This window comes from Streptomyces sp. NPDC110618 (assembly GCF_055657065.1).
The window spans coordinates 534077-557440 of sequence record NZ_JBVKBN010000002.1 but is presented as its reverse complement, the minus strand read 5'-3'; the positions used below and the strand labels follow the sequence as shown (position 1 = coordinate 557440).

The window sequence follows — 23364 nt, the reverse complement described above, 5'->3', positions numbered from 1 at the left end:
TCCCGTACGTATGCCAGGAGTCCCGCACATGGCAGACCGCAAGCCGATCGAGTCATGGCTCACCGACATGGACGGTGTGCTGATCCACGAGGGCGTACCGATCCCCGGCGCCGACGCCTTCATCAAGAAGCTCCGCGAGTCCGGCAAGCCGTTCCTGGTGCTGACCAACAACTCCATCTACACCCCGCGCGATCTGCACGCCCGGCTCAACCGCATGGGCCTCCAAGTCCCGATCGAGAACATCTGGACCTCCGCGCTGGCCACCGCCAAGTTCCTGGACGACCAGCGGCCGGGCGGTTCCGCGTACGTCATCGGCGAGGCCGGTCTGACCACGGCGCTGCACGACATCGGCTACATCCTCACCGACCACGAGCCGGACTACGTGGTGCTCGGCGAGACCCGCACCTACTCCTTCGAGGCGATGACCAAGGCGGTCCGGCTCATCAACGACGGCGCCCGTTTCATCGCCACCAACCCCGATGAGACCGGCCCGTCCACCGAGGGCCCCCTCCCGGCCACCGGCGCCGTGGCCGCGCTGATCACCAAGGCGACCGGCAAGCAGCCCTACTTCGCGGGCAAGCCGAACCCCCTGATGATGCGCACCGGCCTGAACGCCATCGGCGCCCACTCCGAGACCAGCGCCATGATCGGCGACCGCATGGACACCGACGTACTGGCCGGCATCGAGGCCGGGATGCAGACCTTCCTGGTGCTCACCGGGCTGACCCGACCGGAGCAGGTGGAGAACTTCCCGTACCGCCCCTCCCAGGTCGTCGACTCCATCGCGGACCTCGTCGAGCGGATCTGAAACCTCCCCCCTACGGAAAACAACCCGTACGGAGCAGTCGGGCCCCGCTGAGGATGCGGGGCCCGTAGCCCGGGTGGACGCTCCAGATAACTGGAGGTTCACGATGGGCTCAATAAAAGTCACTCTCTGTGCGGGTGCCGCGGTAGTCGCGGCGGCGCTCACCCCGGCGGCGTACGCGGCGGACGGTGGAGGGGGCATCTCCGTGAACCCCGCCTCGCCCGCCCCGGGCGCCGATGTGGCGCTGCGCCTGACGGGCTGCTCCGAGAAGACCGCGACAGCGGTGTCGGAGGTGTTCGTCTCGGACATCAAGCTCACCGCCACCGACGAGAAGGGCACGCTGGTCGGCGAGACCCGCGTCCAGTCCTCCGTGGAGGTCGGCTCCTACGACGTCAAGGTCACCTGCGGAAACACCGAGTACAAGGTCACGCTGCCGGTCGACAACGAACCCGACGCCCCGGCCTCCCCGGTCGCGCCGGTGAAGGCGGGCGGCGGTGGCTCCGCGGCGCACTTCGCCGGTGAGGAGACACCGTCCGCCGCGACCGGCCCCGGCGCGCCACACGCCGTGGTCGGCCTGGTTCTCGCCGGTGTCGCGGCGACGGCCGTGGCGCTCAGGAGCGCCCGCCGGAGCCGCGGGACGGAGTGACCGCGGTGTCCGGCCGGGTCGTGACCTGCACGGCGTGGGCGGTGCTGCTGCTCGGGCTGTGGCTGTGGGGGCGGGAGGTCACCGACGTACGGCCCGGGATGCAGACGCCCACCACCGGCGACATGGCGGCGGTGGGCCGCCCGCCCGACGTCGACCTGCCGCCCGCCGCCAGCCCGCTCGGCGAGGCCGGTCCGCAGCGCGTCGACATCCCCGCGCTCGGCATCCAGGCACCCGTGGTCGCCCGCGGCCTCGATCCGCAGGGCGCGGTCGACCCGCCGCCCTTCGACCAGCCCGGCCTGGTCGGCTGGTACGCGGGGGGCGCGGCGCCCGGCGCGGCCGGGGCGGCGGTACTGGTCGGGCACGTCGACACCGAGACCCGGCCGGCCGTCTTCTACAAGATCAGCGCGATGAAGCCCGGGGAGACGGTCCGGGTGGTCCGGGACGACGGGCGGGTCGCGGAGTTCACCGTCGACGACGTCCGTGTCGTCACCCGCGACCGCTTCGACGCCCGCCAGGCGTACGGCGCCCGCGAGCCCGGCCGCGCCGAACTGCGGCTCATCACCTGCGGCGGCACCTTCGACCGGACCACCCGCAGCTACACGGCGAACGTGGTGGTCTCGGCGTACCTCACGGGCACCGGCCTGTGACCCACCGGGACCGGCACCTATGCCCCACCGGCACCGGAGCCTATGCCGCACCGGCACCCGCTTGTGACCCACCTGACCCGGTCGACGACCCGCTCCCCTCGAAGCCGCCGACCGGGCTGGGTCCTCGACCGCGCGCGCTCGGGCTGCGGGAGTAACCCGGCGACAGGCGCGGGAGGCTGGGGTGGCCATCCCAACGGGAGGCGACAGACCGGGGGCTGGGGCCGTCAGACACGACTTTAGAACGGACGTACGCCCCTGGCCTAGAGCCCGTCCGGCCCGACACCCCTGCCGTCAGGGCCGTTCAAGCCCTCTCCCGTGAGCCGCGCGCCTTCCTCCGTACGCTCGATGACCGACCGGGCCACCGTGTCCAGCGGGAGTTGGTGTCGGCGGGCGTGGCCGCGCAGGGCCAGGAAGGCCGTGTCCGGGGTGGTGTTCCAGCGTTCCGCCAGCATTCCCTTGGCCTGTTCTATGCGGACCCTGCTGGAGAGGGCCTGCTGGAGCTGGGCGGCCAGGGTGCGGCAGTGGGTGTAGGCGTGGTGGTTGCGCAGGCCCAGGGCCGTGGCGTCGGCCAGGTTCTGGGCCAGGGTCAGATGGGCGTCGGAGGGGAGAGCGTCGGAAGGGAGGGCGGGGGTGAAGACGTTCAGGGCGCCCAGCAGCGGCCCGCGACCGCGCACCGGGACCGCGAAGGTCGCCGCCACCCCGTGCCGCAGCGCCAGCTCGGTGAAGACCGGCCAGCGGGAACCGGTGTGCGCCGCGCCGAGGGGGACCGGCGGCACCGGGCGGCCCGTGCCGTAGCTGTCCAGGCAGGGCCCGCCGCCGGACTGGGCCCGCAGCAGGTCCAGGGCGAGGCCGCAGTGCCCGCCGCTGCCCGCCAGCGAGACCGGCCGGCCCGCCTCGATCAGCATGAACCCGGCGGCCCGGGCACCGAGCAGCTCCACGCACCGGTCGCTGACCCGCCGTAAGTGGTCGCCGGTCTCGAACCCGTCCGTGAGTGTGTCCGCCGCCTCCACCAGCGCCGCCGCCAGGAGCGCCTCCCGGTTCTCGCCCCGCATGTTTCCCCACGTCCCTTCGCCCGTCGCCCGCCTGCCCAGCGGCGCACCTACCCCCGCCCCCCTGCCTGTAACAGCTCACGGACAAGGCTCGGTCGACCTCGTTGGCCCCAGCGGGGGTGTGTCAGGATTGGGGCTTGGAACAGTGCACCCAAGGGGGAGTGGATGTACGGCACGAAGGGTGCCCGCAGGGGGGCCACCGCGATGGCGCTGGGGGCGGCGCTGCTGATCGCGGGGTGCTCTTCCTCGGACGGCGGGGGTGACGAGCCGGAGAACGCGGCCGGGATCACCCAGCAGCCGAAGGAGATCGACCCGTTCTGGGTCAACCCGGACGGCAACGCGGCCCAGCAGGTCGCCGCGTACGAGAAGGACGGCAAGGACGCCGAGGCGGACCAGATACGCAAGATCGCCGAGCAGCCGACCGGCGAGTGGATCGGCCCGGACAACCCGGAGGACGAGGCGCGCGGCTACACCGAGGCCGCCGACAAGGCGGGCCGTACGGCCCTGCTGGTCCTCTACAACATCCCGCACCGCGACTGCGGCCAGTACTCCCAGGGCGGCGCCGCCGACGGCGACGCCTACCGCGAGTGGGTGGACGGCGTCGCCGCGGGCATCGGCGAGCGCTCGGCGACCGTCATCCTCGAACCGGACGCGGTCCTGCACCTGGTCGACGGCTGCACCCCGGACGAGTTCCACGAGGAGCGCTACGACCTGCTCAAGGGCGCGATCGAGAAGCTGAAGTCGCTGAAGAACACCAAGGTCTACCTGGACGCGGGCAACGCGGGCTGGGGCAACCCGGACCAGATCTTCGAGCCGCTGCAGTGGGCGGGCATCGACAAGGCCGACGGCTTCTCGGTGAACGTGTCGAACTTCTACACCACCGAGGACTCCGTCAAGTACGGCAAGACCCTCTCGGCGAAGGTCGGCAACAAGCCGTTCGTGATCGACACCAGCCGCAACGGCAACGGCCCCTACCAGGAGGGCGACGAGGGCGAGCGCTGGTGCAACCCGCCCGGCCGCGCCCTCGGCGAGACCCCCACCACGAAGACCGCCGACCCGCTGGTCGACGCCTACGTCTGGGTCAAGCGCCCCGGCGAGTCCGACGGCGAGTGCAAGGGCGGCCCCAAGGCCGGCGAGTGGTGGCCGGAGTACGCGCTGAACCTGGCCAAGGCCAGCAAGTGACAGCGGGCCGAGGCCATTGAGTGACAGCAGGCCGAGCCCGGCAGACGAAAATCCCCGCGCCCCTGGAAAGGGACGCGGGGATTCTTCGTAAGGACCGCCGCTAGGGCACGTGCACCCACTGCGCCTCGGACGGCACGCCCTGGTCGTCGACCGCGAACAGCATGTACCAGCCGGACTGAACAAGGTTCTTGTTCTTCGGCATGGTCACCGTCAGCTCGTTGCCGTCCGTCTCGAAGTCCAGCGCGATGGACCGCTGGTCGACGTCCGTGACGTGCGTCGTGGCGCTCGGCCGCATCAGCCGCATCTTCTTGATGGACGAGGCGTGCTGCGAGGTGAACGTGCCCGTCTCACCGCGCGCGATCTCCTCCGTCCCCTTGGACAGCGACGGACGCGAACCCTGGTACAGGTACGGCGGCGTGTAGATCTCGATCCGCTGCTCGAACTTGCCCGGCTTGGTGTTCGCCTTGTCCGCGAACAGCGAGTCGGAGCCGAAGAACATCACGCGTCCGTCGGGCAGCAGGATCGACCCGGAGTGGTAGTTCCGGCCCACCAGCGGGTCGGCGACCCGGCGCAGCTCGTTCTTCTCGGTGTCGTAGATCCGTGCCTGAAGGATGTTGGAGTCGCCGCGGCCCCGGTAGTCCTCCGAGCCGCCGGAGATCAGCACCTCGTCGTTGGGCAGGATCGAGGACTGCGGGTAGCGGGTGCCCTTCTCCAGCGACGGCCCGTCCACGAACTTCGGGTTGTCCGCCTTCAGGTCCACCAGCCGGGTCCTGTTGCTGGAGTCCTTGGACTCACCGACCCCGCCACCACCGATGACCATGTACTTCTCGTCCTGCGCCGGAGGCAGCAGCACGGTGCCGGAGGTCTCCAGCCGGTCGGCGTCGCTCATCCCGGGAATCTTGGTGAACTTGTTGGTCTCCACGTCCCAGACACCGGGGTCACGCCCGACGTCGTCCGGTCCGTAGCCCGCGTTGGACCCGGAGTAGAAGATCTTCCCGTTCTGCATCAGGAACAGCGCCGGATACGTCGGGAACTGGCGGACCTTGTCGGTGTAGGTCCACTTCTTGGTCTTCGGGTCGTAGACCTCGTTCTTGCCCGGCACCAACTGGCCGATGTCGTCGAGCCCGGAGACGCTGAGGATCTTCCCGTCGCTCAGTGTGGTGAGCGTCGGATACCAGCGGGCCTCCTTCATCGGGTCGACCTTGATGTACTTCTCGGCGACCGGATCGAACTCGTAGGCGTCCCGGATGCCCTGGAAGTCCTTCTTGTCCAGGGCGAGCTTCTGCGCTATCCCGTACGTGTTACGCGCGTCGGTACCGCTCAGACCCTGCACCTCGTAGTTGTCCTCGGTGCCGGTCTCGTACTTGGCGCCGCTCTTCTGCGCCTCGACGTAGATCCGGCCGAGACCGGGGTCGTTGCGCAGGAACTCGCCGGTCTGCTTGTCGAAGACCTTCTTCGCGCGCGGCACCAGCACCGGGTCCTTGGAGACGAACGTCTTGCCGTTCTCCTTGCCGGTGAACTTGGTGCCCGCGGGCAGCGTGATGGGCTTGTCCGGGTTCTCGTTGTGGACGATCATCAGGCCGCCGGCCTTGGTGACGTCACCCTGGAGCTTCTCGTACCGCTTGGTGCCGCCCGCGATCAGCAGGTTGCCGTTGGCGAGCTGGGTGTGGCCCGTGCAGAACAGGTCGTTGGGCGTCGGCACCTTCTTGATCGTGCCCTTGACCGGGTCCCAGATCCGGGTGTCGAACTTCTTCGCGTCGAAGTTCTCCTGGTTGTTGCCGGAGCCCGCGACGAGCAGCACCTTGCCGGTGCGCAGCAGCGCCGCGTGGATGGTGTTCTGCCGGTACTCCTCCGGGAAGTCGACGATCTCCCAGTGGCCGTTGTCGGCTTTGTACTCCGGTCGGTTGATCTGGTACTGGTGGTATTTCTCGGTGCCGAAGCGGTAGAGCCACGGACCGTTCATCCCGGCCAGCGCGAGCACCACCGCCGTGCCTATCGCGAGTCGACGGACACGGCGGCGGCCGGCCTGGTCTTTCATTCCTTACGTCCCCCAAGTCCACCCAGGGCGATCTGCATGGTCTGGTCGTTGCCGTCCTGTGAGGCGGCCCAACTCGGCTTGTGCTGCGGGCTGTGGTGGCCGGCCGACTGGGTCGGCAGCGGCTGAGCCTGGTACTCGGACGCCTGCGCGTCCTGCTCCGGCGCGGCCGGAACCCGCGGCTTCTTCTTCTCCTGGCGCAGCATGTGCCGCCAGGCAAAGATCGGTGTGGCGGTGATCAGCATGGCGAACGTCGCCCAGGTGACCATCGCGGGGTGCGCGTGCCCGTAGACGAAGCCGGCCGCGATGGACGCGCCGAAGATCACGATGAAGTACCAGTGGTAGCGGAAGGTCCCGAACCAGCGGTCGGGGCTGGCCGAGTCGCCCTTCGGGGTCACCACGAACTTGCTCTTGCGGCGCAGCAGCGAGTCGATCAGTGCCTTGGCGTACAGCGGCGCCGACAGCGCGGACATCACCATGCCGGCCACACCGCCGGAGCCCTCCGGCTCGTGCGGCGAGACGTTGTGCCGGCGGTTCCAGACGTACAGGCCGATCTGCAGGGCGGAGGCGTTGCCGTAGAGCATCAGCCAGACCACCGGGTCGATGTTCACACCCGAGGCGCCCAGACCCATGAACAGCGCACAGCTGATCGCGGCCAGGATCCAGTTCATGGCCGCCATCGGGTAGAAGATGATCATCATCGTGTAGTTGAAGAGCTTGCTCGGCGGGAGCGAGTACCAGCCCTTCCAGTACTGCTTGAGGATCGTCTCGTAGGTCCCTCGCGACCAGCGCATCTGCTGGGTGAAGAAGTCCGTCCAGGCGCTCGGGCCCTCACCGACGGCGAGCACGTCGGGGGTGTAGACCGAGCGCCACTTCTTGCCGGTGGCCGGGTTCTTGTGGCGGTGGATCTCGAAACCGGTCGCCATGTCCTCGGTGATCGAGTCGTACAGACCGCCGATCTGCTTGAGCGCCTTGATGCGCACGGCGTTGGAGGTGCCGACGAACATCGGGGCGCCGTACTTGTTGCCCGCGCGCTGGATCAGGGCGTGGAAGAGGAACTGCTGGGACTCGGCGGCCTTGGTGACGAAGTTGTCGTAGTTGCCGTAGACCTGCGGGCCGATGACGAAGCCGACGTTGGGGTCGCGGAAGAAGCCGAGCATGCGCTCCAGGTAGTTGGGGAGCGGGACATGGTCGGTGTCGACGGAGGCGAAGAAGTCGTAGTCGTCGCCGTGCGCGTCCAGCCAGGCGTTGTAGTTGCCGTGCTTGGTCTTGGCGCGGTGCGGGCCCTTGGGCTGGTTCCACTTGGCGACGCCCTTGCGGGAGAAGTGGTGCACGCCGAGCCGGGCGCACACCTCCTTGACCTCGGGGTCGTCGCCCTCGTCCAGCAGCCACACGTGCAGCAGGCCCCGGTGGCGCAGCTTGACCGCGGCCTCCAGGGTCTTGGTGACCATCTCCAGCGGTTCCTTGCCGGGCACGAAGGAGGTCAGGAAGGCGACCCGGGTGCCGGTCTCGGGCACCACCGGGATCGGGTCCCGGGCGACCAGCGTGGCGTGCGCGTTCGACAGGACGTTCATGCAGCGGAAGAACTCGATCAGGCCGATCGAGACGAGCATGACTATGTCGAGCGCCGGGAGGAAGTCGTAGGCGGGGTAGTCGCGCTCGGTCCAGTGCTCGGGCTGGAGCAGCCAGGCCAGCAGCACGAGCGAGAGCAGCGGCGCCGCCGCGAGCATCAGCGCGACCCGGATGCGGTGCGGCTCCTGGGAGATCAGCGAGCGGTACTGCACGCGGTACGGCTTGTTCGGATCGGGCTGGGTGAGGGGACCCGCCAGCCGGCTGTAGTGCTCGTAGTCGTACTTCGGCAGCGTCTTCTTGATGCGCCTGAACGCTCCGGTCCGATGAGATGGCACTCTGAGCTGAGTGGTCTGTGACGGGTCGGAGTTCGGCCGGGCGCCCGTCGGCGTCGACGTCATGAGTCATCCCCCCACACGCAGGGTCACCGCGTGTCTGTCGGTTCCTTTTCGGCTGCTTAGGTCCCCCTCGACCTTCACATCCGTATCAGTGGTGGGTCACCGTCACCACATCTTCCACTTCTTAGACATGGAAACGCGACCTTCCGGTTGCATGATGCCCCCCTCGGCATCACCTCATGAAACGGGGCCCCCTCTCCCCGTCGATCCGGCAACCGGTTTCTTGCCCCCCAAGTGCCGCACATCAGTAGCAGCTTGAAGCAACCAGGGTTCTACGGCGTTCAGCATGATCGCAAGATGCGAAACGCGGTGTTTACCGGTCATACGCGTTCATTGGGGCGCCTGTGGGGGAACTGTGTGCCCTTGGTGGACTCCCAGCCAGGGCGGTCGATATCCGGATATACGGGAAGCCCCCCGCGTTGGCGGGGGGCTTCCCGGTCTGTGCGCCGCCAGGGACTCGAACCCCGGACCCGCTGATTAAGAGTCAGCTGCTCTAACCAACTGAGCTAGCGGCGCCTGCTGACATCACCACTCTACCGGACCCCGGGAGGTGCTTCTGACCACTCCAGCCCCACCGCGGCCCCGGTCGGCGGGGTGACGTACATCATTCGGACCGTCAGCATGCGGGCCCGGAAGACAGTTGAGAAACTGACGAATGTGTACACACGCGGACATTTCCACACGGAATGTGAGGGGTATCGCATGGAGACTCCGGTCTTCGAGGAGATCGAACCCGCGAGCGACTGCGACTGCCCCGGATGCGTTCACTGGCGGCGCGTCCTGCCCTACGCCGCCACCGGCCGCACCGGTATCCACCCCGCCCACCGGACGGTGATCGTGGCGGCCGCCGCCTCGGCGGCGCTCGGCGCGGGCCATGCCGTACCGGCGCTGGCGGCCCCGCAGGCACCCGGGCCGGCCGGTCTGGCCGGCCTGCCGGGGGCCGACGAGCCCGACACCCCGCAGGGCGGCAAGGCCCCGCTGCACGGTCCGGGCGGGGCCCCGGCCAAGCCCGCCAAGGCACCCGCCACCACCCGGGCGGAGATCATCAACCGGGCGAAGGTGTGGGTCGCGGCGAAGGTGCCGTACAGCATGTACCGCTACTGGACGGACGGGTACCGGCAGGACTGCTCGGGGTTCGTCTCGATGGCCTGGGGGCTGCCCGGCAACGAGTGGACCGGCTCGCTCGACCAGTACGGCGTGCGCATCACCAAGGAGGAGCTCCAGCCCGGCGACATGCTGCTGTTCCACAACCCGGCGGACCCCCAGAAGGGCTCGCACGTGGTGATCTTCGGCGGCTGGACCGACTACACCCACACCTACTACATCGCCTACGAGCAGACACCCCCGCACGCCCGCAGGCAGTCCACCCCGTACGCCTACTGGAGCGACTCCGACCGGTACGTCCCCTACCGCTACAAGGGGCTGGTCAGCGGCGGTACGGGCGGCGCGGAACCGACCGAGCCCGCGACGGAACCGGAGAAGGAGGCCAAGACGCCCTACCCCGGGCGGGCCTACTTCGGTCCCGGCGCCAACAACAAGTACGTCACCGAACTGGGCCGCATGCTCGTGGCGCGCGGCGCGGCCCGCTTCTACACCACCGGGCCCGGACCGCGCTGGACGGACGCCGACCGGCGGGCCACCCAGGCGTTCCAGCAGGCGCAGGGGTGGCGGGGCGCCGACGCGGACGGGCTGCCGGGGCCGCAGACCTGGGCGCTGCTGGTCGGCGGCAAGGGCAAGGACATCGTCCCCGGGGCGGCCGGACCGCCCGCGCCCCCCGCCTCGCACGGGGTGCCCGGGTATCCGGGGCGGGCGTACTTCCGGCCCGGGGCGAACAACGCCCATGTCACCCGGCTGGGACAGCAACTCGTCAAGAAGGGGTTCGGCACGTACTACACGACCGGTCCCGGGCCCCGCTGGGGCGAGGCGGACCGGCGCAATGTCGAGGCGTTCCAGCGGGCCCAGGGCTGGCGGGGCGGCGCGGCGGACGGATACCCGGGACCGGAGACCTGGCGGCGGCTGTTCCTCTGAGCGGCCGTTCGGCCGACCTGTTCCCGCGGCCGGCCCGCTGCCGGGCCGGCCGCTCGGAACCCCTTTGTTGTGACGCATCTGGCGCGGAGGCTGGAGGCACGCATGAGCACGACCACTTCACCGACACCGGAGTCCGAGGGGCCGTCCCGGCCCGCCCGGCTGATCCAGAACGAGGTCACCACCGAGATCCCCGTCCACCTGCTCTTCCGTGACGACCCCGACCCGGTGACGGTCCCGCTGGCGCCCGCCGTGGTGGGCCGCCGCCAGGGCACCGGGGAGCAGCCGCGGCTGCGCCGCCCCGGCCCGGTGCAGGCCAGAGCCCTGCCCGAGGTCGACCCGGACCTGGCAGAGTGCCGGGCCAGGGTGCTGCCCGGCGCGGCCGGTGTCCTCGCCGGGGCCTGCGGTCTGGCGGGCTGCGCGGTCACCTCCTGGTGGGCGGGGACCCTGCCGCACCTCGCGGTGGAGGCGCTCGGCCTGCCCCTGTCCGCCGGAGCGGGCCTCGGCCCCGCGCAGTGGGCGGCCTACGCCGGAGCCGGCGCCCTCGGCCTGGTCGGCTTCGGCGGGCTGGCCCGCGGCCGGACCGGACGGGCCTGGGTGCTCGGCCTGTTCGGCCGCTACCGGGGGACGGTCCGGCGCACCGGGCTGATGTGGGTCAACCCGCTGCTGCTGCGCCGCCGGGTGGACGTACGGCTGCGGCACTGGCGCAGCGAGCCGATGCCGGCGGCGGACGCGAGCGGGGTGGCGCTCAGGGTGGTGGTGCTCGCGGTGTGGCGGGTGCGGGACACCGCGAAGGCCACTCTCGGCGTGGAGGACCACGAGGCGTACTTGCGCGAGTGCGTGGAGGCGGCGCTGGCTCGGGTGCCGGTGGAGGCGCCGGGGTCGGGGCGGGGTTCGGTGAGCGCGGCCGGGGAGGCGCTGACCCGGCTGGTCGCGGCGGAGGCGGCGCCGGTCGGGGTCGAGGTGTTCTCGGTGCAGCCGGTCCGGGTGGAGTACGCGCCCGAGGTCGCCGCCGCGATGCACCGGCGCCGGATCGCCGCGCTGGACGCCCAGCACCGGGCCTCGGTGCTCAGCTCGGTGGTGGACTCGGTGGAGGACACGGTGACCCGGCTGACCATGCGGGGGCTGGTCGAACTCGACGACTACGAACGCAAGGCGCTGGTGAAGGACCTGACGGTCGCGTTCTGCTCGGGGCGCGGAGAAACAACCGGTTGATTGGTATGGACATGTTCAACTAACGGCAATACGCTCGAACTTGGTCTAGACCTACCTGCACAGCTCACAGAACCTCCCCACGTTCCCAGGAGCGGCAGCATGCGCAGAAAGACCAAGCTCTCCGCTGCCGTGGTCGGCCTCGCCACCACCGGAGCACTTGTGCTCTCGTCCGGCGGGGCCACCGGCCACGGCTACACCGACCTCCCCATCAGCAGGCAGAAGCTCTGCCAGAACGGCACCGTGACCAACTGCGGCCCCATCCAGTGGGAACCGCAGAGCGTCGAGGGGCCCAAGGGCTTCCCGGGCGGCGGCCCGGCCGACGGCACGATATGCAACGCCGGGCTCGGCCAGTTCAGCCAGCTCAGCTCCCCGCGCACACCGAACGGCGGCGCCTGGCCGGCCACCAAGGTGACGGGCGGTCAGAGCTACACGTTCCGCTGGCAGTTCACGGCCATGCACGCCACGACCGACTTCAAGTACTACGTGACCAAGCCGGGCTGGAACCAAAACCACAACCTCGCCCGGTCCGACCTCAACCTCACCCCGTTCCTGACGGTGCCGTACAACGGCCAGCGGCCACCGCAGACCCTCTCGCACAGCGGTCGACTGCCGTCCGGGCTCAGCGGACGGCACGTGATCCTGGCGGTATGGACGATCGCGGACACGGGCAACGCGTTCTACGCGTGCTCGGACGTCACGTTCTGAGCACCGCTTGAGCGAACACGGTTCCCCCCGCGGGTAGGCCCCCCGTGTGCCCCGGCCCGGCCGGACGCACGGGGGACCAGGACCGACCTACGGGGGAACCGACCATGACCGTGCTCGTCTTCGTGCTCGTGATCGCGTCGCTCCTCATCGGCCTCGCTGTGTACATCGCTTGTGAGACCCTGCGCGACTGGCTGCGGCTGCACAGGGCGTGGGGCAGCGGACGGACGGCCGAGGGCCGCTGTCTGCGGGCGTACACCTCGACCCGGCGCGTCGGTGAGCAGCGCGGGGAGCACACCGTGCAGTACCACGTGTACGAGTTCATGACCGCCGACGGCCGGGATGTCCGGTTCGAGGAGGCGGGCGGGCCCGGCAGCAGGTGCGCCGGGGACTTCGTGACCGTGTACTACGGCGCGGACCCTGCGGTGGCGGCCACGGCGCTGCCGCCGCGCCGCGCACAGTCGGCCGCGGGCGCGCTCGGTGTGCTCGTGTTCCTCGGGGTGCTGGTCGTGTTCGCGGTCTTCTGGCTGACCCTCTGGTTCTAGCAATCTGACGACCCGTCAATTACCGTGCGCGCCCATGGAGTCCACGAGCATCGCCGAACTCGTCGCCGCGCGCTGGGGGGATCACCGGCCCGGGCTGTGGTGCGAGGGGCGGGCACTGACGCACCACGAGGTGGCCGTCGGTGCCGCCGCGCGTGCGGCACTGCTGGAGGACCTGCTGCCGACCGGCGCCGAGCCGCACATCGGCGTCCTCCTCGACAACACCCCGGAGTTCCCGCTCTGGCTCGCCGGGGCATCGCTCGCGCGGGCGGCGGTGGCCGGAATCAATCCCACCCGCAGGGGACCGGAACTCGCGCGGGACATCCTGCACACCGAGTGCCGGGTGATCGTCACCGAGCCGAGGCAGCTGCCACTCCTGCGCGGCCTCGACCTGCCCGGCGTGCGCATCCTGGTCACCGGTTCGCCGGAGTACGACGCCCTGCTCGCGCCGTACGCCGACGCCCGCCCCGACGCCTCCCGCGCCACCCCGCGCGACCGGCTGCTGCTCTACTTCACCTCCGGTTCGACCGGCGCCCCCAAGGCCGCGATCTGCACCCAGGGCCGGCTGGCCGCCGCCGGGCGCTCGCTGGCCGAACAGTTCCGGGTGCGGCCGGACGACGTGCACTACATCTGCATGCCGATGTTCCACGGCAACGCCGTCATCGCCGACTGGGCCCCCGCCCTCGCCGCCGGGGCGGGCGTGGCGCTGCGGCGGCGGTTCTCGGCGTCCGGGTTCCTGGACGACGTACGGCAGTACGGGGCCACGTACTTCACCTACGTGGGCCGGGCGATCCAGTACGTCCTCGCCACCGAGCCGCGCCCCGACGACCGGGACAACCCGCTGCGGCTCGGCTTCGGTACCGAGGCGGGGGCGGCGGACGCGGCGGCCTTCGAGCGGCGGTTCGGGGTGCGGCTGGTGGAGGGGTACGGGTCCTCCGAGGGCGGGGCGGCGGTGCAGTGGTCGCCCGGGACCCCGGCCGGGGCGGTGGGACGGGCGACGCCGGGTCTGGTCGTACTGGACCCGGAGACCGGGCGGGAGCGGCCGGTCGCGCGGTTCGACGCGGGCGGGCGGCTGCTGAACGGGGACCAGGCGATCGGGGAGCTGGTGAACCGGGGGCCGAGCCCCTTCGAGGGGTACTGGCGCAACCCCGGGGCGGAGGCCGAGCGGCGGCGGGACGGGGCGTACTGGACCGGGGACCTGTTCTGCAAGGACGCCGACGGCTACCTGTACTTCGCGGGGCGGGCGGACGACCGGCTCCGGGTGGACGGGGAGAACCTGGCCGCCGCGATGATCGAGAACATCCTCGCCCGGTACGAGGGCGCGAGCGCGGTGGCCGTGTACGCGGTCCCGGACCCGGTGACCGGGGACCAGGTGATGGCGGCACTGGCCGGCGCCTTCGACCCGGACGGCTTCACGGCCTTTCTCCGGGCCCAGCCGGACCTGGGTACGAAAATGGCGCCCAGGTTTGTCCGGGTTGTCGACCGGATGCCGGTCACCGCTACGAATAAGATCCACCGGGCGCTGCTGAGGCGGGAGGGCGTCCACAGTTGTCCGGATCCGGTCTGGTGGCGCCCGCCGGGGGAGTGGGCGTACCGCTTGCTTACGCCGGGGGACGCCGAAGGGCCCCTCGCTCCCACGAGAGGCCCTTCTTATGTGCGCCGCCAGGGACTCGAACCCCGGACCCGCTGATGCTGCATGTCCCGGGGGGCGACCCCCGGACCCCCGGCAGTCTCGCCGGGGCTGCAGAAGTCGTAGAAAAAGCGAAGACCCCTCGCTCCCACGAGAGGTCTTCGCTACCGTGCGCCGCCAGGGACTCGAACCCCGGACCCGCTGATTAAGAGTCAGCTGCTCTAACCAACTGAGCTAGCGGCGCATGACTCGCGCCAACCGTGCGATCCGATGTCTCGCGGCTGGCGACGAGAAAAATACTACCTGGTCCTCGGGGGTGCTCCGTACCACCGAGGTTTAGATCGCCAGGGAGAGGAGAACGGGCGCCGCGTTGCGGTTCAGGGTGTCCGCCGCCTGGCGGAGGCGGTGGGCGTGTTCGACCGGGAGGGACAGGGCCAGGCAGCCCACGGAGGAGCCCGCGGTGATGGGCACCGCCGCGCACACCGTGCCGATCGCGTACTCCTGGAGGTCCAGGACGGGCACCGTCGCGGGCTGGGCCTCAAGCCGGGAGAGCAGGAGCTTGTCGCTGGTGATGGTGCGGGAAGTGAGCCGCGCCATCTTGTGCCGGGAGAGATGGTCCCGGCGGCCGTTGTGGTCCAGCTGGGTGAGCAGGCTCTTGCCCACCGCCGTCGCGTGCGCCGAGTACCGGAAGTCCACCCACTCGTTCACCGCCGGAGTGGCCGGACTGTCCGCGTACTGTGTGACCTTCACCTCACCGTCGACGTACCGACTGATGTACACCGCCGCGCCGACCGAGTCGCGCAGCCGGTTCAGGGTGCGCTGGAGCTTTTCGCGCAGGGCCTCCTCGCGGTCCCGGGCGGCGCCCAGGCGGGTCAGTGCCTCGCCGGTGACATAGCCGCCGTCGGCGACCTGCTCGACGTATCCCTCGCGGCGCAGCATCCTCAGGAGGCTGGTCAGGCGCTCCGGGTTGAGGGCGGTGTGCCGGGCGAGCTCGGTGTCGTTGATTCCGGTGGTGTGCCGCGCCACCGTTTCCAGGACGCGCAGCGCGTCCTGGGCCGAGTGGTACGGCGCGGTCGGCTCGTGCTTCAGCGCCACGGTTCCCCCTGGGCCGGATTCCGGTCAGCCAATCGTGTCCACGATAGCCGCCAAAGCGCTTTCCGTGAGCGGCTGTTGGCAAGATTCCACCCCCGCCAACTGCGGTGATAACCCTCTGGCATATGACACAGCCATGACCTGGACACCCTCACAGCACCGCGCTGAGAAATTCCCGGGTCCGGTCGTGCTCCGGCTCGCTGAAGATCTTCTCCGGTGTCCCCGCCTCGATGACCCGGCCGGAGTCGAACATCAGGACCCGGTCGGAGATGTCCCGGGCGAAGTTCATCTCGTGGGTCACACAGAGCATGGTGATGTCGGTGGAGCGGGCGATGTCGCGGAGTACGTCCAGCACACCGGCGACCAGTTCCGGGTCCAGCGCCGAGGTCACCTCGTCCAGCAGCAGCACCTGCGGGCGCATGGCGAGGGCGCGGGCGATCGCGACGCGCTGCTGCTGGCCGCCGGAGAGCTGCGCCGGGTGCTTGTCGACATGGTCGGTGAGCCCGACCAGCTCCAGCAGGTCCCGGGCCCGCTCCTCGGCCTCGTCCTTGGACAGGCCGAGCACGGTGACGGGGGCCTCGGTGATGTTTCTCAGCACCGTCATGTTCGGGAACAGGTTGAACTGCTGGAACACCATCCCGATCTTCTTGCGGACCTCGCGGATCTGCTTCTCCGACGCCGGGAACAGCCGCTCCCCGTCGACCGTGATCGTGCCCTCGTCCGGCTTGATCAGGGTCATCAGCAGCCGCAGGATCGTCGTCTTGCCCGAGCCGGACGGGCCGATCAGCGTCACATGCTTGCCGGCCTCGACGGCGAAGTCGAGGTGGTCGAGGACGGTGTGGTCCCCGAACCGCTTGGTCACCCGCTCCAGCCGGATCAGCTCGCTGTCCGCGCGCTTGCGGGCGGGGTCGTTCATGTCGGGGCTGTGCTGGACGTCAGTGGACAAGGCGTCGCTCCAGGGCTCGCAGAAGAAGGGAGGCCAGATAGGAAATGACGATGAAGGCCACGCCGATCACCGTCAGCGGCTCGGTGAACTGGAAGTGCTCCTGGGAGAACAGCCGCGCCTGCCCGAGCATGTCGAGCACGGTGATCACCATCAGCATCGGCGTGTCCTTGAGCATCGCGATCACGTAGTTGCCGAGCGCGGGCACCACCCGGCGGATCGCCTGCGGCAGGATCACCGCGGTCCAGGTCCGCGTCAGCGGCAGGTTCAGCGCCGTCGCGGCCTCCCACTGGCCGACCGGCACCGCCTCGATACCGGCCCGGTAGACCTGCATCGTGTACGTCGAGTAGTGCAGCCCGATGCCGAGGACACCGGTGGTCAGGGCGGAGAAGGTCACGCCCCACTCGGGCAGCACGTAGAAGAGGAAGACCAGTTGGACCAGGAGCGGGGTGTTGCGAATGAACTCCGTGAACACCCCTACCGGCCAGGTCACCCAGCGGGTCGGCACGCGCATCAGCAGCGCCCACACCAGGCCCAGCGTGAAGGAGATCAGCGAGCCGAGCACCAGCGCCTGCAGTGTGACCAGCAGTCCGTCCCAGAACTGCGGCATGAAGTCGGATACCGCCTGCCAGTCCCAGTTCACCTGACACCACCGCCCACCGGCTCGGACACGACGATCTTCTGCTCCGGCTGCTTGCCGACCCCCGCCTTGAGCTTCTTCTCAAGGCCGCGCATCCCCCGGGTCAGGGCGAACGCGATCACGAAGTAGATGACCAGCACGTACGCGTAGATCTCCGCGCTCTCCTGGAGCGCGAGGCGCACCAGGTTGGCGCTGAAGGCGAGGTCGCCCATGCCCATCACCGACACCAGAGCGGTGCCCTTGAGCAGTTCGACCAGCAGGTTGGAGAAGGGCGGGATCATCTCCGGCACCGCCTGCGGCAGCAGGATCAGCCGCAGCCGCTGCCAGGGCGTGAAGCTGAGCGCGATACCGCCCTCCGCCTGCGCCGGGTCCACCGCGTTCAGCGCGCCGCGCACGATCTCCGAGCCGTAGGCGCCGTAGGTCAGACCGAGGGCGAGCGTGCCCGCCCACAGGGGGACGAGCTGCCAGCCGAAGGCGAGGGGCAGCACGAAGAACACCCAGAAGATCATCACCAGTGCCGAGGTCCCGCGGAACACCTCGGTGTAGAAGCCCGCCAGGAAGCGGACGATCCACAGCCGGTGGGTGCGCGCCACGCCCACCACGAAGGAGACCGCCGCGGCCAGCAGCGCGCTGCACACCAGGAGTTGAAGGGTGACCCAGACGCCTTTGAGTACCAGTTCCCACAGTCCCGAAGTCATCCGCCGCACAGCTCCTTCGCGGTCAGATCGGTCATCTCGGCCTCGGTGAACCCGAACGGGCGGAGAATGCGCAGCAGTTCGCCGCTCTTCTTCAGCTTGTGCAGCTCGGTGTTGAAGGCGTCCCGCAGCTTGGTCTCGGTCGGGCGGAACGCGAACGCGCCGCCGTCCACATGGGGTTCGCCGTCCACGAGCGGCTTGAACGGCTCGGTCGACTCCGCCTTCGAGGACTTCTTCACCACCTCGCGGGTGGTCAGCGCGGTCCCCGCGAACACGTCGGCCCGGCCCGCCTCCACCGCGTTCAGCCCCGCGACCTGGTCCGGCACGATGAGGATGTCGCCCTCCGGGTACCCCGCGTCCACCGCGTACTGGATCTCCGCGTACCCGGTGCCGGTGGCGAACCGGGCCTTCTTCTCCACCACGTCCTCGTAGGTGCGCAGGCCCTTGGGGTTGCCCTTGCGCACGATGAACGAGTCGAGCATCTGGTAGTCCGGATCGGCGAAGATGACCTGCTCGCAGCGCTCGGGGTTGACGTACATCCCGGCCGCGACGACGTCGAACTGCTGTGAGTTCAGGCCCGGGATCAGCGACCCGAACTCGGTCGGCACCGGCTGCACCTTGTCCACTCCGAGCCGTTTGAAGATCACCTTCGCCAGCTCGGGCGCCTCACCGGTCAGCTCACCGTCCTTGTCGATGTAGCCGAACGGGATCTCGCCCGCGATACCGAGCCGCACCACGCCCGCGGCGCGCAGCCGTTCCAGCAGGTCGCCGCCGTCCTCGGTGGAGGCGGTGGCCACCCGGGAGCAGCCCGCCGCGCCCAGCGCACCGAGCGCCGCCACCCCCGCGAGCAGCGTTCGGCGGGTGGGGGCGGACGGGTGTTCTCTGTGTTTGCTGCGTTCCAGTGCTGGAGCCATGGCGGCGCGGCTACCCGACTCCATGCGATGTATGCACCCTGGATTTCATGACCGAACGGTTCGTCCAGGTCTCGCTTCTGAAGCGGGACATCCACTGCACGGCGCGGCTGCTTACCGACCGCGCCCCGCTGACCTGCGCCGCTGTCTGGGACGCGCTCCCGCTCGGCGGCGACGTCTACCATGCCAAATACGCCCGCAACGAGATCTACGCCCTCTTCCCGCCGTTCGCCCACGCGGAGCCGCCCCTGGAGAACCCGACCGTCACCCCCATCCCCGGCGACCTTTGCTACTTCGCCTTCGCGGGCGCCGAACTGGGCACCAAGGCCTACGGCTACGACCGTGAGGTCCGCCCCGGCGCCACCCTGATCGACCTGGCCCTGTTCTACGAGCGCAACAACCTGCTCCTCAACGGCGACGTCGGCTGGGTGCCGGGCACCGTGTGGGGCGAGGTCGTGGACGGCCTGGACGAGATGGCTCAGGCCTGCAACGACCTGTGGCGCTCGGGCGCCGCGGGGGAGACGCTCAGCTTCCGCCGGACATGAGCGCGTGCGCCGCCCGCAGCACCAGATCGTCCCGGTGCCGGGCGGCCACGATCTGCAGGCCCACCGGCAGCCCGTCGCCGTCCGTGCCCACGGGGACGGTGGCGGCGGGCTGCTGGGTCATGTTGAAGGGGTACGTGAAGGGCGTCCACCCCGTCCAGCGGCGGTGCCCGGAGCCCTTGGGCACCTCGGCGCCCGCCTCGAACGCCGTGATCGGCAGGGTGGGCGTGAGGAGGAGGTCGTAGGCGTCGTGGAAGCGGCCCATGCGGCGGCCGAGTTCCATGCGGACGTCGACGGCGGCCAGATAGTCCAGGGCGCTGTACTGGGCGCCGAGCGCGCGGATCTCGCGCAGGCCGGGGTCGAGCAGTTCGCGCTGGTGCGGGCCGAGGTGCTGGGTGACGCGGGCGGCGCCGGCGAACCACAGGGTGTGGAAGGCGTCCACCGGGTCGGTGAGGTCGGGGTCGGTCTCCTCCACGAACGCGCCGAGTCCCGCGAGCCGTTCCACCGCCCGCCGTACCGCGGAGGCCACCGCGGGGCGTACCGCCACCTGGCCGCCGAGGGAGGGCGAGTACGCCACCCGCAGCCCGCGCACCCCGCCGGACAGCGCCCCGGTGAAGGAACCGGCGGCCGGTCCGAGCGCCGACCAGTCGCGGGAGTCCGGCACGCCGATGACGTCCAGCATCAGCGCCGCGTCGGCCGCGTCCCGGGTCATCGGCCCGACGTGCGCCAGCGTCCCGAACGCGCTCGCGGGATACAGCGGCACGCGTCCGTACGTCGGCTTGAGCCCGAAGATCCCGCAGAACGCGGCCGGGATACGGACGCTGCCGCCGCCGTCCGTGCCGAGCGCAAGCGGGCCCGCGCCGAGCGCCACCGCGGCCGCGGCGCCGCCGCTGGAGCCGCCCGCCGTGCGCGTCGGGTCCAGCGGATGCCGGGTGATCCCGGTGAGCGGCGAGTCGGTGACGCCCTTCCAGCCGAACTCGGGGGTGGTGGTTTTGCCGAGGAACACCGCCCCGTGCTCGCGCAGCCGGGCCACGGAGGGCGCGTCCTCCTCCCAGGGGCCCTTGGTCGCGATGGTCTTCGAGCCCTTCAGGGTGGGCGCCCCGCGCATCAGCAGGATGTCCTTCACGGTGACCGGCACCCCGTCCAGCAGCCCGGCCGGCTCCCCGCGCCGCCACCGCTCCGCCGACTCCCGGGCCCGCTGCAGCGCCTGCTCGGCGGTGATCCGCACGAACGCGTTCACCTCCGGCTGGATCAGCTCGGCCCGCTCCAGCGCCGCGCGCGTGACGTCTACGGGGCTGAAGGCGCCCGTGCGGTAGCCGTCGAGGAGCTGTACGGCGGTCAGTCCGGTCAGGTCGGTCATACGCCCTCCAGCGGTGGGAAGTTCAGCGTCCCGGCACGTATCCGCGTTCCTTGTCGACCACGTTCGGCAGAGTCCTGCCCGCCTCCCAGCGCTCGTACAACTCCACGAACTGTGCGCTGAGTTCGTCCCGCCAGCCCACCGTGTCGCCGCTCATGTGCGGGGAGACGATCAGACCCGGCAGATCCCACAACGGGCTGTCCGCACCGAGGGGTTCGTGCCGGAAGACATCCAGTGCCGCGCCCGCGATCCACCGCTTGGACAGCGCCTCCACCAGGGCCTCTTCGACCACCAGCCCGCCCCGTCCGACGTTGATGAAGCACGCCGAGGGCTGCATCATCCCGAACCGGCGGATGTCGAACATGCCGGTGGTCCGCTCGGTCAGCGGGGCCGCGGCGATCACCCAGTCGGCGCGGGAGATCAGCCGGTCCAGGTCCTCGGGGCCGTGGATACCGGTCCGGGGCTCCCGCCCGACCAGCGCGCAGGTCACCCCGAGCGCCTTCAGCGTGGCGACGATCGCCCGCCCGATCGGCCCCGACCCGACCACGCACGCGCGCGTGCCCTTCAGCCGCCGCGACTCGCGGTGCCGCCAGGTCCGCTGCCCCTGGAGTTGGAGCGTGCGCGGCAGGTCCTTCGCCATGGCCAGCACCAGGGCGGCGACGTACTCGGCGATCGGCTCGTCGAAGACACCGTGCGCGTTGGTGACCACGGTGTCGGAGGCGGTGAGTTCGGGGCACATCAGGTGGTCGACACCGGCGCTCGCGGTGTGCACCCAGCGCGGCCGGGGCCCCTCGCCGGGCCAGGCGCGCCGTACCGCCTGCGAGGTGAAGTCCCACACCAGCAGGACATCCGCGCGGGGAAGCTTCTCCGCCAGCGACGCCTCGTCCGTGTGCTCGATCCGCGCCCGGCCGGTGAGCCTCCCGAGCCGGGGGAGGGGCTCGGCGTCCAGGACGAGCAGCGTGGGCGTGGTCATGCCGTTCCTTCGGTCGGGAGCGGGCGTCTGACATGCGCGGATTGACCACGCTCGCACCCGAATCTACCTTCGTCAACACGGACGCCCGCACTGTCCGCGGTTCCCCCGACTCCTCATGAGGGCGGTGCCTGCGATGGACGTGTCCTTCCTCGGCGGACCCCGGCCGCAGCGCGGTGTCGGAGTGGTCGCCCCCTTCGACTTCGCCCTGGACCGGGAGCTGTGGCGCTGGGTGCCGGACAAGGTGTCGCTGCACCTGACGCGCACGCCGTACGTCCCGGTCGAGGTGAGCCTGGACCTGGCCCGGCTGGTGAGCGAGCACGAGACCCTCACCGAAGGCGTCCGCGCGCTGATCGCGGTCAGCCCCGAAGTGGTCGCCTACGCCTGCACCTCCGGCAGCTTCGTCGGTGGCCTCGCGGGCGAGCGGGCCATGTGCGCGGCGATGACAAGGGCGGGCGCGGTGCCCGCGGTGACCACCTCCGGGGCGCTGCTGGAGGCGCTGGCCGCCCTCGGGGCGCGCCGGGTGGCACTGGTCACGCCGTACACGGTCTCGGTGACCCGCTCACTTGAGGAGTACGTGGCCGAGGCGGGCGTCAGGGTGACGGGGTGTGCGTTCATGGGGCTGACGCGGCACATATGGAAAGTGCCGTACCGCGATGTGGTGGACATGGCGCGCAGGGCGGTGCGCCGCGGCACGGACTGTCTGTTCATCAGCTGCACCAACCTGCCGACGTACGACGTGATCCCGCAACTGGAGGCGGAACTGCGGATACCGGTGATCTCGGCCAACCAGGTGACGATGTGGGCGGCGCTGCGGCGGCTGGGTACCCGAGCGGTGGGGCCGTACCAGTCGCTGACCGACCCGGCGGCCCGCAGCGGTCCCGCACTTCCGGACGTGGAACAGCAGCAGGAAGGTTCGACATGACGGCACTCGGATTCCTCTACCCGGGCCACTCCGCCGAGGACGACTATCCACGCATCGAGCAGCTCCTGGGCAGTGACATCCGGGTGGACCTGGTGCACACCGAGATCGGCGAGGACGCGCACCGGGTGGACGCGCTGAAGGAACTGGGCTCGCCCGAGCGCCTGGCGGCCGGGGTGGAGCAGCTGAGGCTGGCCGGCGCCGAGGCCGTGGTGTGGGCCTGCACCAGCGGCGGCTTCGTGCACGGCTGGGACGGCGCCCACGAGCAGGTGCGCACGCTGGCGCTCACCGCGGGCATGCCGGCCTCCTCCACCTCCTTCGCCTTCGTGCACGCGGCGGCCGAGCTGGGGGTGCGCCGGGTGGCGGTGGGCGCGACCTACCCCGACGACGTGGCGGAGCTGTTCGCGGACTTCCTGCGCAGGGGCGGCCTGGAGGTGGTCTCGGTGGAGGGCGCCGGGATCGTCACGGCGGCGGAGGTCGGCCGCTGGACGGAGGAGGACGTGCTGGCCCTGGCCCGCCGCGCGGACCGCGAGTCGGCGGAGGCCGTCCTCCTCCCGGACACCGCCCTGCACACGGTGGCCCTGCTCCCCGCCCTGGAGAAGGAGCTGTCGAAACCGGTCCTCACCGCCAACCAGGTCACCGTCTGGGAGGCCCTGCGCCTGACGGACCGCAGGGTGAACGCCCCGTCCCTGGGGACGCTGTTCACGCGGGAGCCGATCGTGCAGGTCTGAGCGCCTGGCGCGGGCCTTGTACGGGCTTCGCGCGGGCCTCGGGGAATAAACCGGAGACACCCTCCTGTTATCGCCGGTCGGACAGGCGTACGGCACACCAGCAGGAGGCAGGCACC

22 protein-coding genes and 2 tRNA genes are annotated in these 23364 nt (G+C 70.4%); 12 read left to right on the top strand and 12 right to left on the bottom strand.

The window, feature by feature from the left end; all coding sequences use genetic code 11:
- Positions 1 to 28 precede the first annotated feature (28 nt).
- The 3 genes from ACZ7L7_RS05715 (at position 29) to ACZ7L7_RS05705 (ending at position 2098) form a co-directional block, all read left to right on the top strand.
- Positions 29 to 808 (top strand): HAD-IIA family hydrolase, encoded by a 780-nt coding sequence (locus ACZ7L7_RS05715; protein WP_285510864.1) that lies wholly within the window; start codon positions 29 to 31, stop codon positions 806 to 808.
- A gap of 103 nt (positions 809 to 911) precedes the next feature.
- A complete protein-coding gene (locus tag ACZ7L7_RS05710) occupies positions 912 to 1451 on the top strand; it encodes a hypothetical protein (protein ID WP_285510865.1) in 540 nt (179 codons plus the stop codon).
- A 5-nt stretch (positions 1452 to 1456) separates the two neighbouring features.
- On the top strand, positions 1457 to 2098 hold the full coding sequence (locus ACZ7L7_RS05705) for a class F sortase (protein ID WP_285510866.1): 642 nt from the start codon (positions 1457 to 1459) through the stop codon (positions 2096 to 2098).
- 260 nt (positions 2099 to 2358) lie between these two features.
- On the opposite strand, the gene ACZ7L7_RS05700 is transcribed toward ACZ7L7_RS05705, so the two are convergent.
- Positions 2359 to 3150, bottom strand: coding sequence for an ANTAR domain-containing protein (locus tag ACZ7L7_RS05700; RefSeq protein WP_472074982.1), 792 nt, complete (start codon positions 3148 to 3150; stop codon positions 2359 to 2361).
- Between the two features lie 162 nt (positions 3151 to 3312).
- Here ACZ7L7_RS05700 and ACZ7L7_RS05695 point away from each other — a divergent pair, with 162 nt between their 5' ends.
- Positions 3313 to 4329 carry a glycoside hydrolase family 6 protein gene (locus ACZ7L7_RS05695; protein WP_285510868.1) on the top strand — a complete coding sequence of 339 codons (1017 nt, stop codon included), beginning with the start codon at positions 3313 to 3315 and terminating at the stop codon, positions 4327 to 4329.
- A 100-nt stretch (positions 4330 to 4429) separates the two neighbouring features.
- Here the strand turns inward: ACZ7L7_RS05695 and glxA are convergent, their stop codons facing one another.
- The 3 genes from glxA to ACZ7L7_RS05680 all read right to left on the bottom strand — a co-directional run bounded on the left by glxA (position 4430) and on the right by ACZ7L7_RS05680 (position 8847).
- Positions 4430 to 6367: a radical copper oxidase GlxA gene (gene glxA, locus ACZ7L7_RS05690; protein ID WP_471591499.1), complete on the bottom strand. Its 1938-nt coding sequence runs from the start codon at positions 6365 to 6367 to the stop codon at positions 4430 to 4432.
- A complete protein-coding gene (locus ACZ7L7_RS05685; RefSeq protein WP_285510870.1) occupies positions 6364 to 8334 on the bottom strand; it encodes a glycosyltransferase family 2 protein in 1971 nt (656 codons plus the stop codon). The genes glxA and ACZ7L7_RS05685 overlap by 4 nt, the downstream gene beginning before the upstream one ends.
- Before the next feature lie 439 nt (positions 8335 to 8773).
- A tRNA-Lys gene (locus ACZ7L7_RS05680) sits at positions 8774 to 8847 on the bottom strand.
- Positions 8848 to 9033: 186 nt separating this feature from the next.
- Here ACZ7L7_RS05680 and ACZ7L7_RS05675 point away from each other — a divergent pair.
- The 5 genes from ACZ7L7_RS05675 to ACZ7L7_RS05655 all read left to right on the top strand — a co-directional run bounded on the left by ACZ7L7_RS05675 (position 9034) and on the right by ACZ7L7_RS05655 (position 14505).
- Positions 9034 to 10359, top strand: a complete 1326-nt coding sequence (locus ACZ7L7_RS05675) for a peptidoglycan-binding protein (protein WP_285510871.1) — start codon at positions 9034 to 9036, stop codon at positions 10357 to 10359.
- A gap of 102 nt (positions 10360 to 10461) precedes the next feature.
- Entirely contained in the window at positions 10462 to 11571 is a 1110-nt protein-coding gene (locus tag ACZ7L7_RS05670; protein ID WP_472074979.1) for an SPFH domain-containing protein, read from the top strand.
- 99 nt (positions 11572 to 11670) lie between these two features.
- The gene (locus tag ACZ7L7_RS05665; RefSeq protein ID WP_285510873.1) at positions 11671 to 12276 is read left to right on the top strand and encodes a lytic polysaccharide monooxygenase auxiliary activity family 9 protein; all 606 of its coding nucleotides are present in this window, start codon (positions 11671 to 11673) and stop codon (positions 12274 to 12276) included.
- A gap of 104 nt (positions 12277 to 12380) precedes the next feature.
- Positions 12381 to 12818, top strand: coding sequence for a DUF3592 domain-containing protein (locus ACZ7L7_RS05660; RefSeq protein WP_285510874.1), 438 nt, complete (start codon positions 12381 to 12383; stop codon positions 12816 to 12818).
- A 34-nt stretch (positions 12819 to 12852) separates the two neighbouring features.
- Positions 12853 to 14505, top strand: a complete 1653-nt coding sequence (locus tag ACZ7L7_RS05655) for an AMP-binding protein (protein ID WP_471591498.1) — start codon at positions 12853 to 12855, stop codon at positions 14503 to 14505.
- Positions 14506 to 14615: 110 nt separating this feature from the next.
- On the opposite strand, the gene ACZ7L7_RS05650 is transcribed toward ACZ7L7_RS05655, so the two are convergent.
- The 6 genes from ACZ7L7_RS05650 to ehuB form a co-directional block, all read right to left on the bottom strand.
- Positions 14616 to 14689, bottom strand: a tRNA-Lys gene (locus ACZ7L7_RS05650).
- Positions 14690 to 14781: 92 nt separating this feature from the next.
- Positions 14782 to 15540, bottom strand: a complete 759-nt coding sequence (locus ACZ7L7_RS05645; RefSeq protein ID WP_285510876.1) for an IclR family transcriptional regulator — start codon at positions 15538 to 15540, stop codon at positions 14782 to 14784.
- A gap of 148 nt (positions 15541 to 15688) precedes the next feature.
- Positions 15689 to 16453 carry an ectoine/hydroxyectoine ABC transporter ATP-binding protein EhuA gene (ehuA, locus tag ACZ7L7_RS05640; protein WP_453602843.1) on the bottom strand — a complete coding sequence of 255 codons (765 nt, stop codon included), beginning with the start codon at positions 16451 to 16453 and terminating at the stop codon, positions 15689 to 15691.
- 19 nt (positions 16454 to 16472) lie between these two features.
- Positions 16473 to 17123: an ectoine/hydroxyectoine ABC transporter permease subunit EhuD gene (gene ehuD, locus ACZ7L7_RS05635; protein ID WP_471429041.1), complete on the bottom strand. Its 651-nt coding sequence runs from the start codon at positions 17121 to 17123 to the stop codon at positions 16473 to 16475.
- The gene (ehuC, locus tag ACZ7L7_RS05630) at positions 17120 to 17818 is read right to left on the bottom strand and encodes an ectoine/hydroxyectoine ABC transporter permease subunit EhuC (protein WP_453602774.1); all 699 of its coding nucleotides are present in this window, start codon (positions 17816 to 17818) and stop codon (positions 17120 to 17122) included. Before ehuC ends, ehuD begins: the two co-directional genes overlap by 4 nt.
- Positions 17815 to 18729: an ectoine/hydroxyectoine ABC transporter substrate-binding protein EhuB gene (gene ehuB / locus ACZ7L7_RS05625; RefSeq protein ID WP_285511291.1), complete on the bottom strand. Its 915-nt coding sequence runs from the start codon at positions 18727 to 18729 to the stop codon at positions 17815 to 17817. Before ehuB ends, ehuC begins: the two co-directional genes overlap by 4 nt.
- A 47-nt stretch (positions 18730 to 18776) precedes the next feature.
- On the opposite strand from ehuB, the gene ACZ7L7_RS05620 reads away from it, so the two are divergent.
- On the top strand, positions 18777 to 19271 hold the full coding sequence (locus ACZ7L7_RS05620) for a DUF3830 family protein (protein WP_471591497.1): 495 nt from the start codon (positions 18777 to 18779) through the stop codon (positions 19269 to 19271).
- On the opposite strand, the gene ACZ7L7_RS05615 is transcribed toward ACZ7L7_RS05620, so the two are convergent.
- Positions 19252 to 20628: an amidase gene (locus tag ACZ7L7_RS05615; RefSeq protein WP_285510880.1), complete on the bottom strand. Its 1377-nt coding sequence runs from the start codon at positions 20626 to 20628 to the stop codon at positions 19252 to 19254. The genes ACZ7L7_RS05620 and ACZ7L7_RS05615 overlap by 20 nt on opposite strands.
- Positions 20629 to 20650: 22 nt before the next feature.
- A complete protein-coding gene (locus tag ACZ7L7_RS05610) occupies positions 20651 to 21598 on the bottom strand; it encodes a D-2-hydroxyacid dehydrogenase (protein WP_285510881.1) in 948 nt (315 codons plus the stop codon).
- Positions 21599 to 21731: 133 nt separating this feature from the next.
- Here ACZ7L7_RS05610 and ACZ7L7_RS05605 point away from each other — a divergent pair, with 133 nt between their 5' ends.
- The gene (locus ACZ7L7_RS05605; RefSeq protein ID WP_285510882.1) at positions 21732 to 22520 is read left to right on the top strand and encodes a maleate cis-trans isomerase family protein; all 789 of its coding nucleotides are present in this window, start codon (positions 21732 to 21734) and stop codon (positions 22518 to 22520) included.
- Positions 22517 to 23248 (top strand): maleate cis-trans isomerase family protein, encoded by a 732-nt coding sequence (locus tag ACZ7L7_RS05600; RefSeq protein ID WP_285510883.1) that lies wholly within the window; start codon positions 22517 to 22519, stop codon positions 23246 to 23248. The genes ACZ7L7_RS05605 and ACZ7L7_RS05600 overlap by 4 nt, the downstream gene beginning before the upstream one ends.
- The last annotated feature ends 116 nt before the right edge of the window (positions 23249 to 23364 follow it).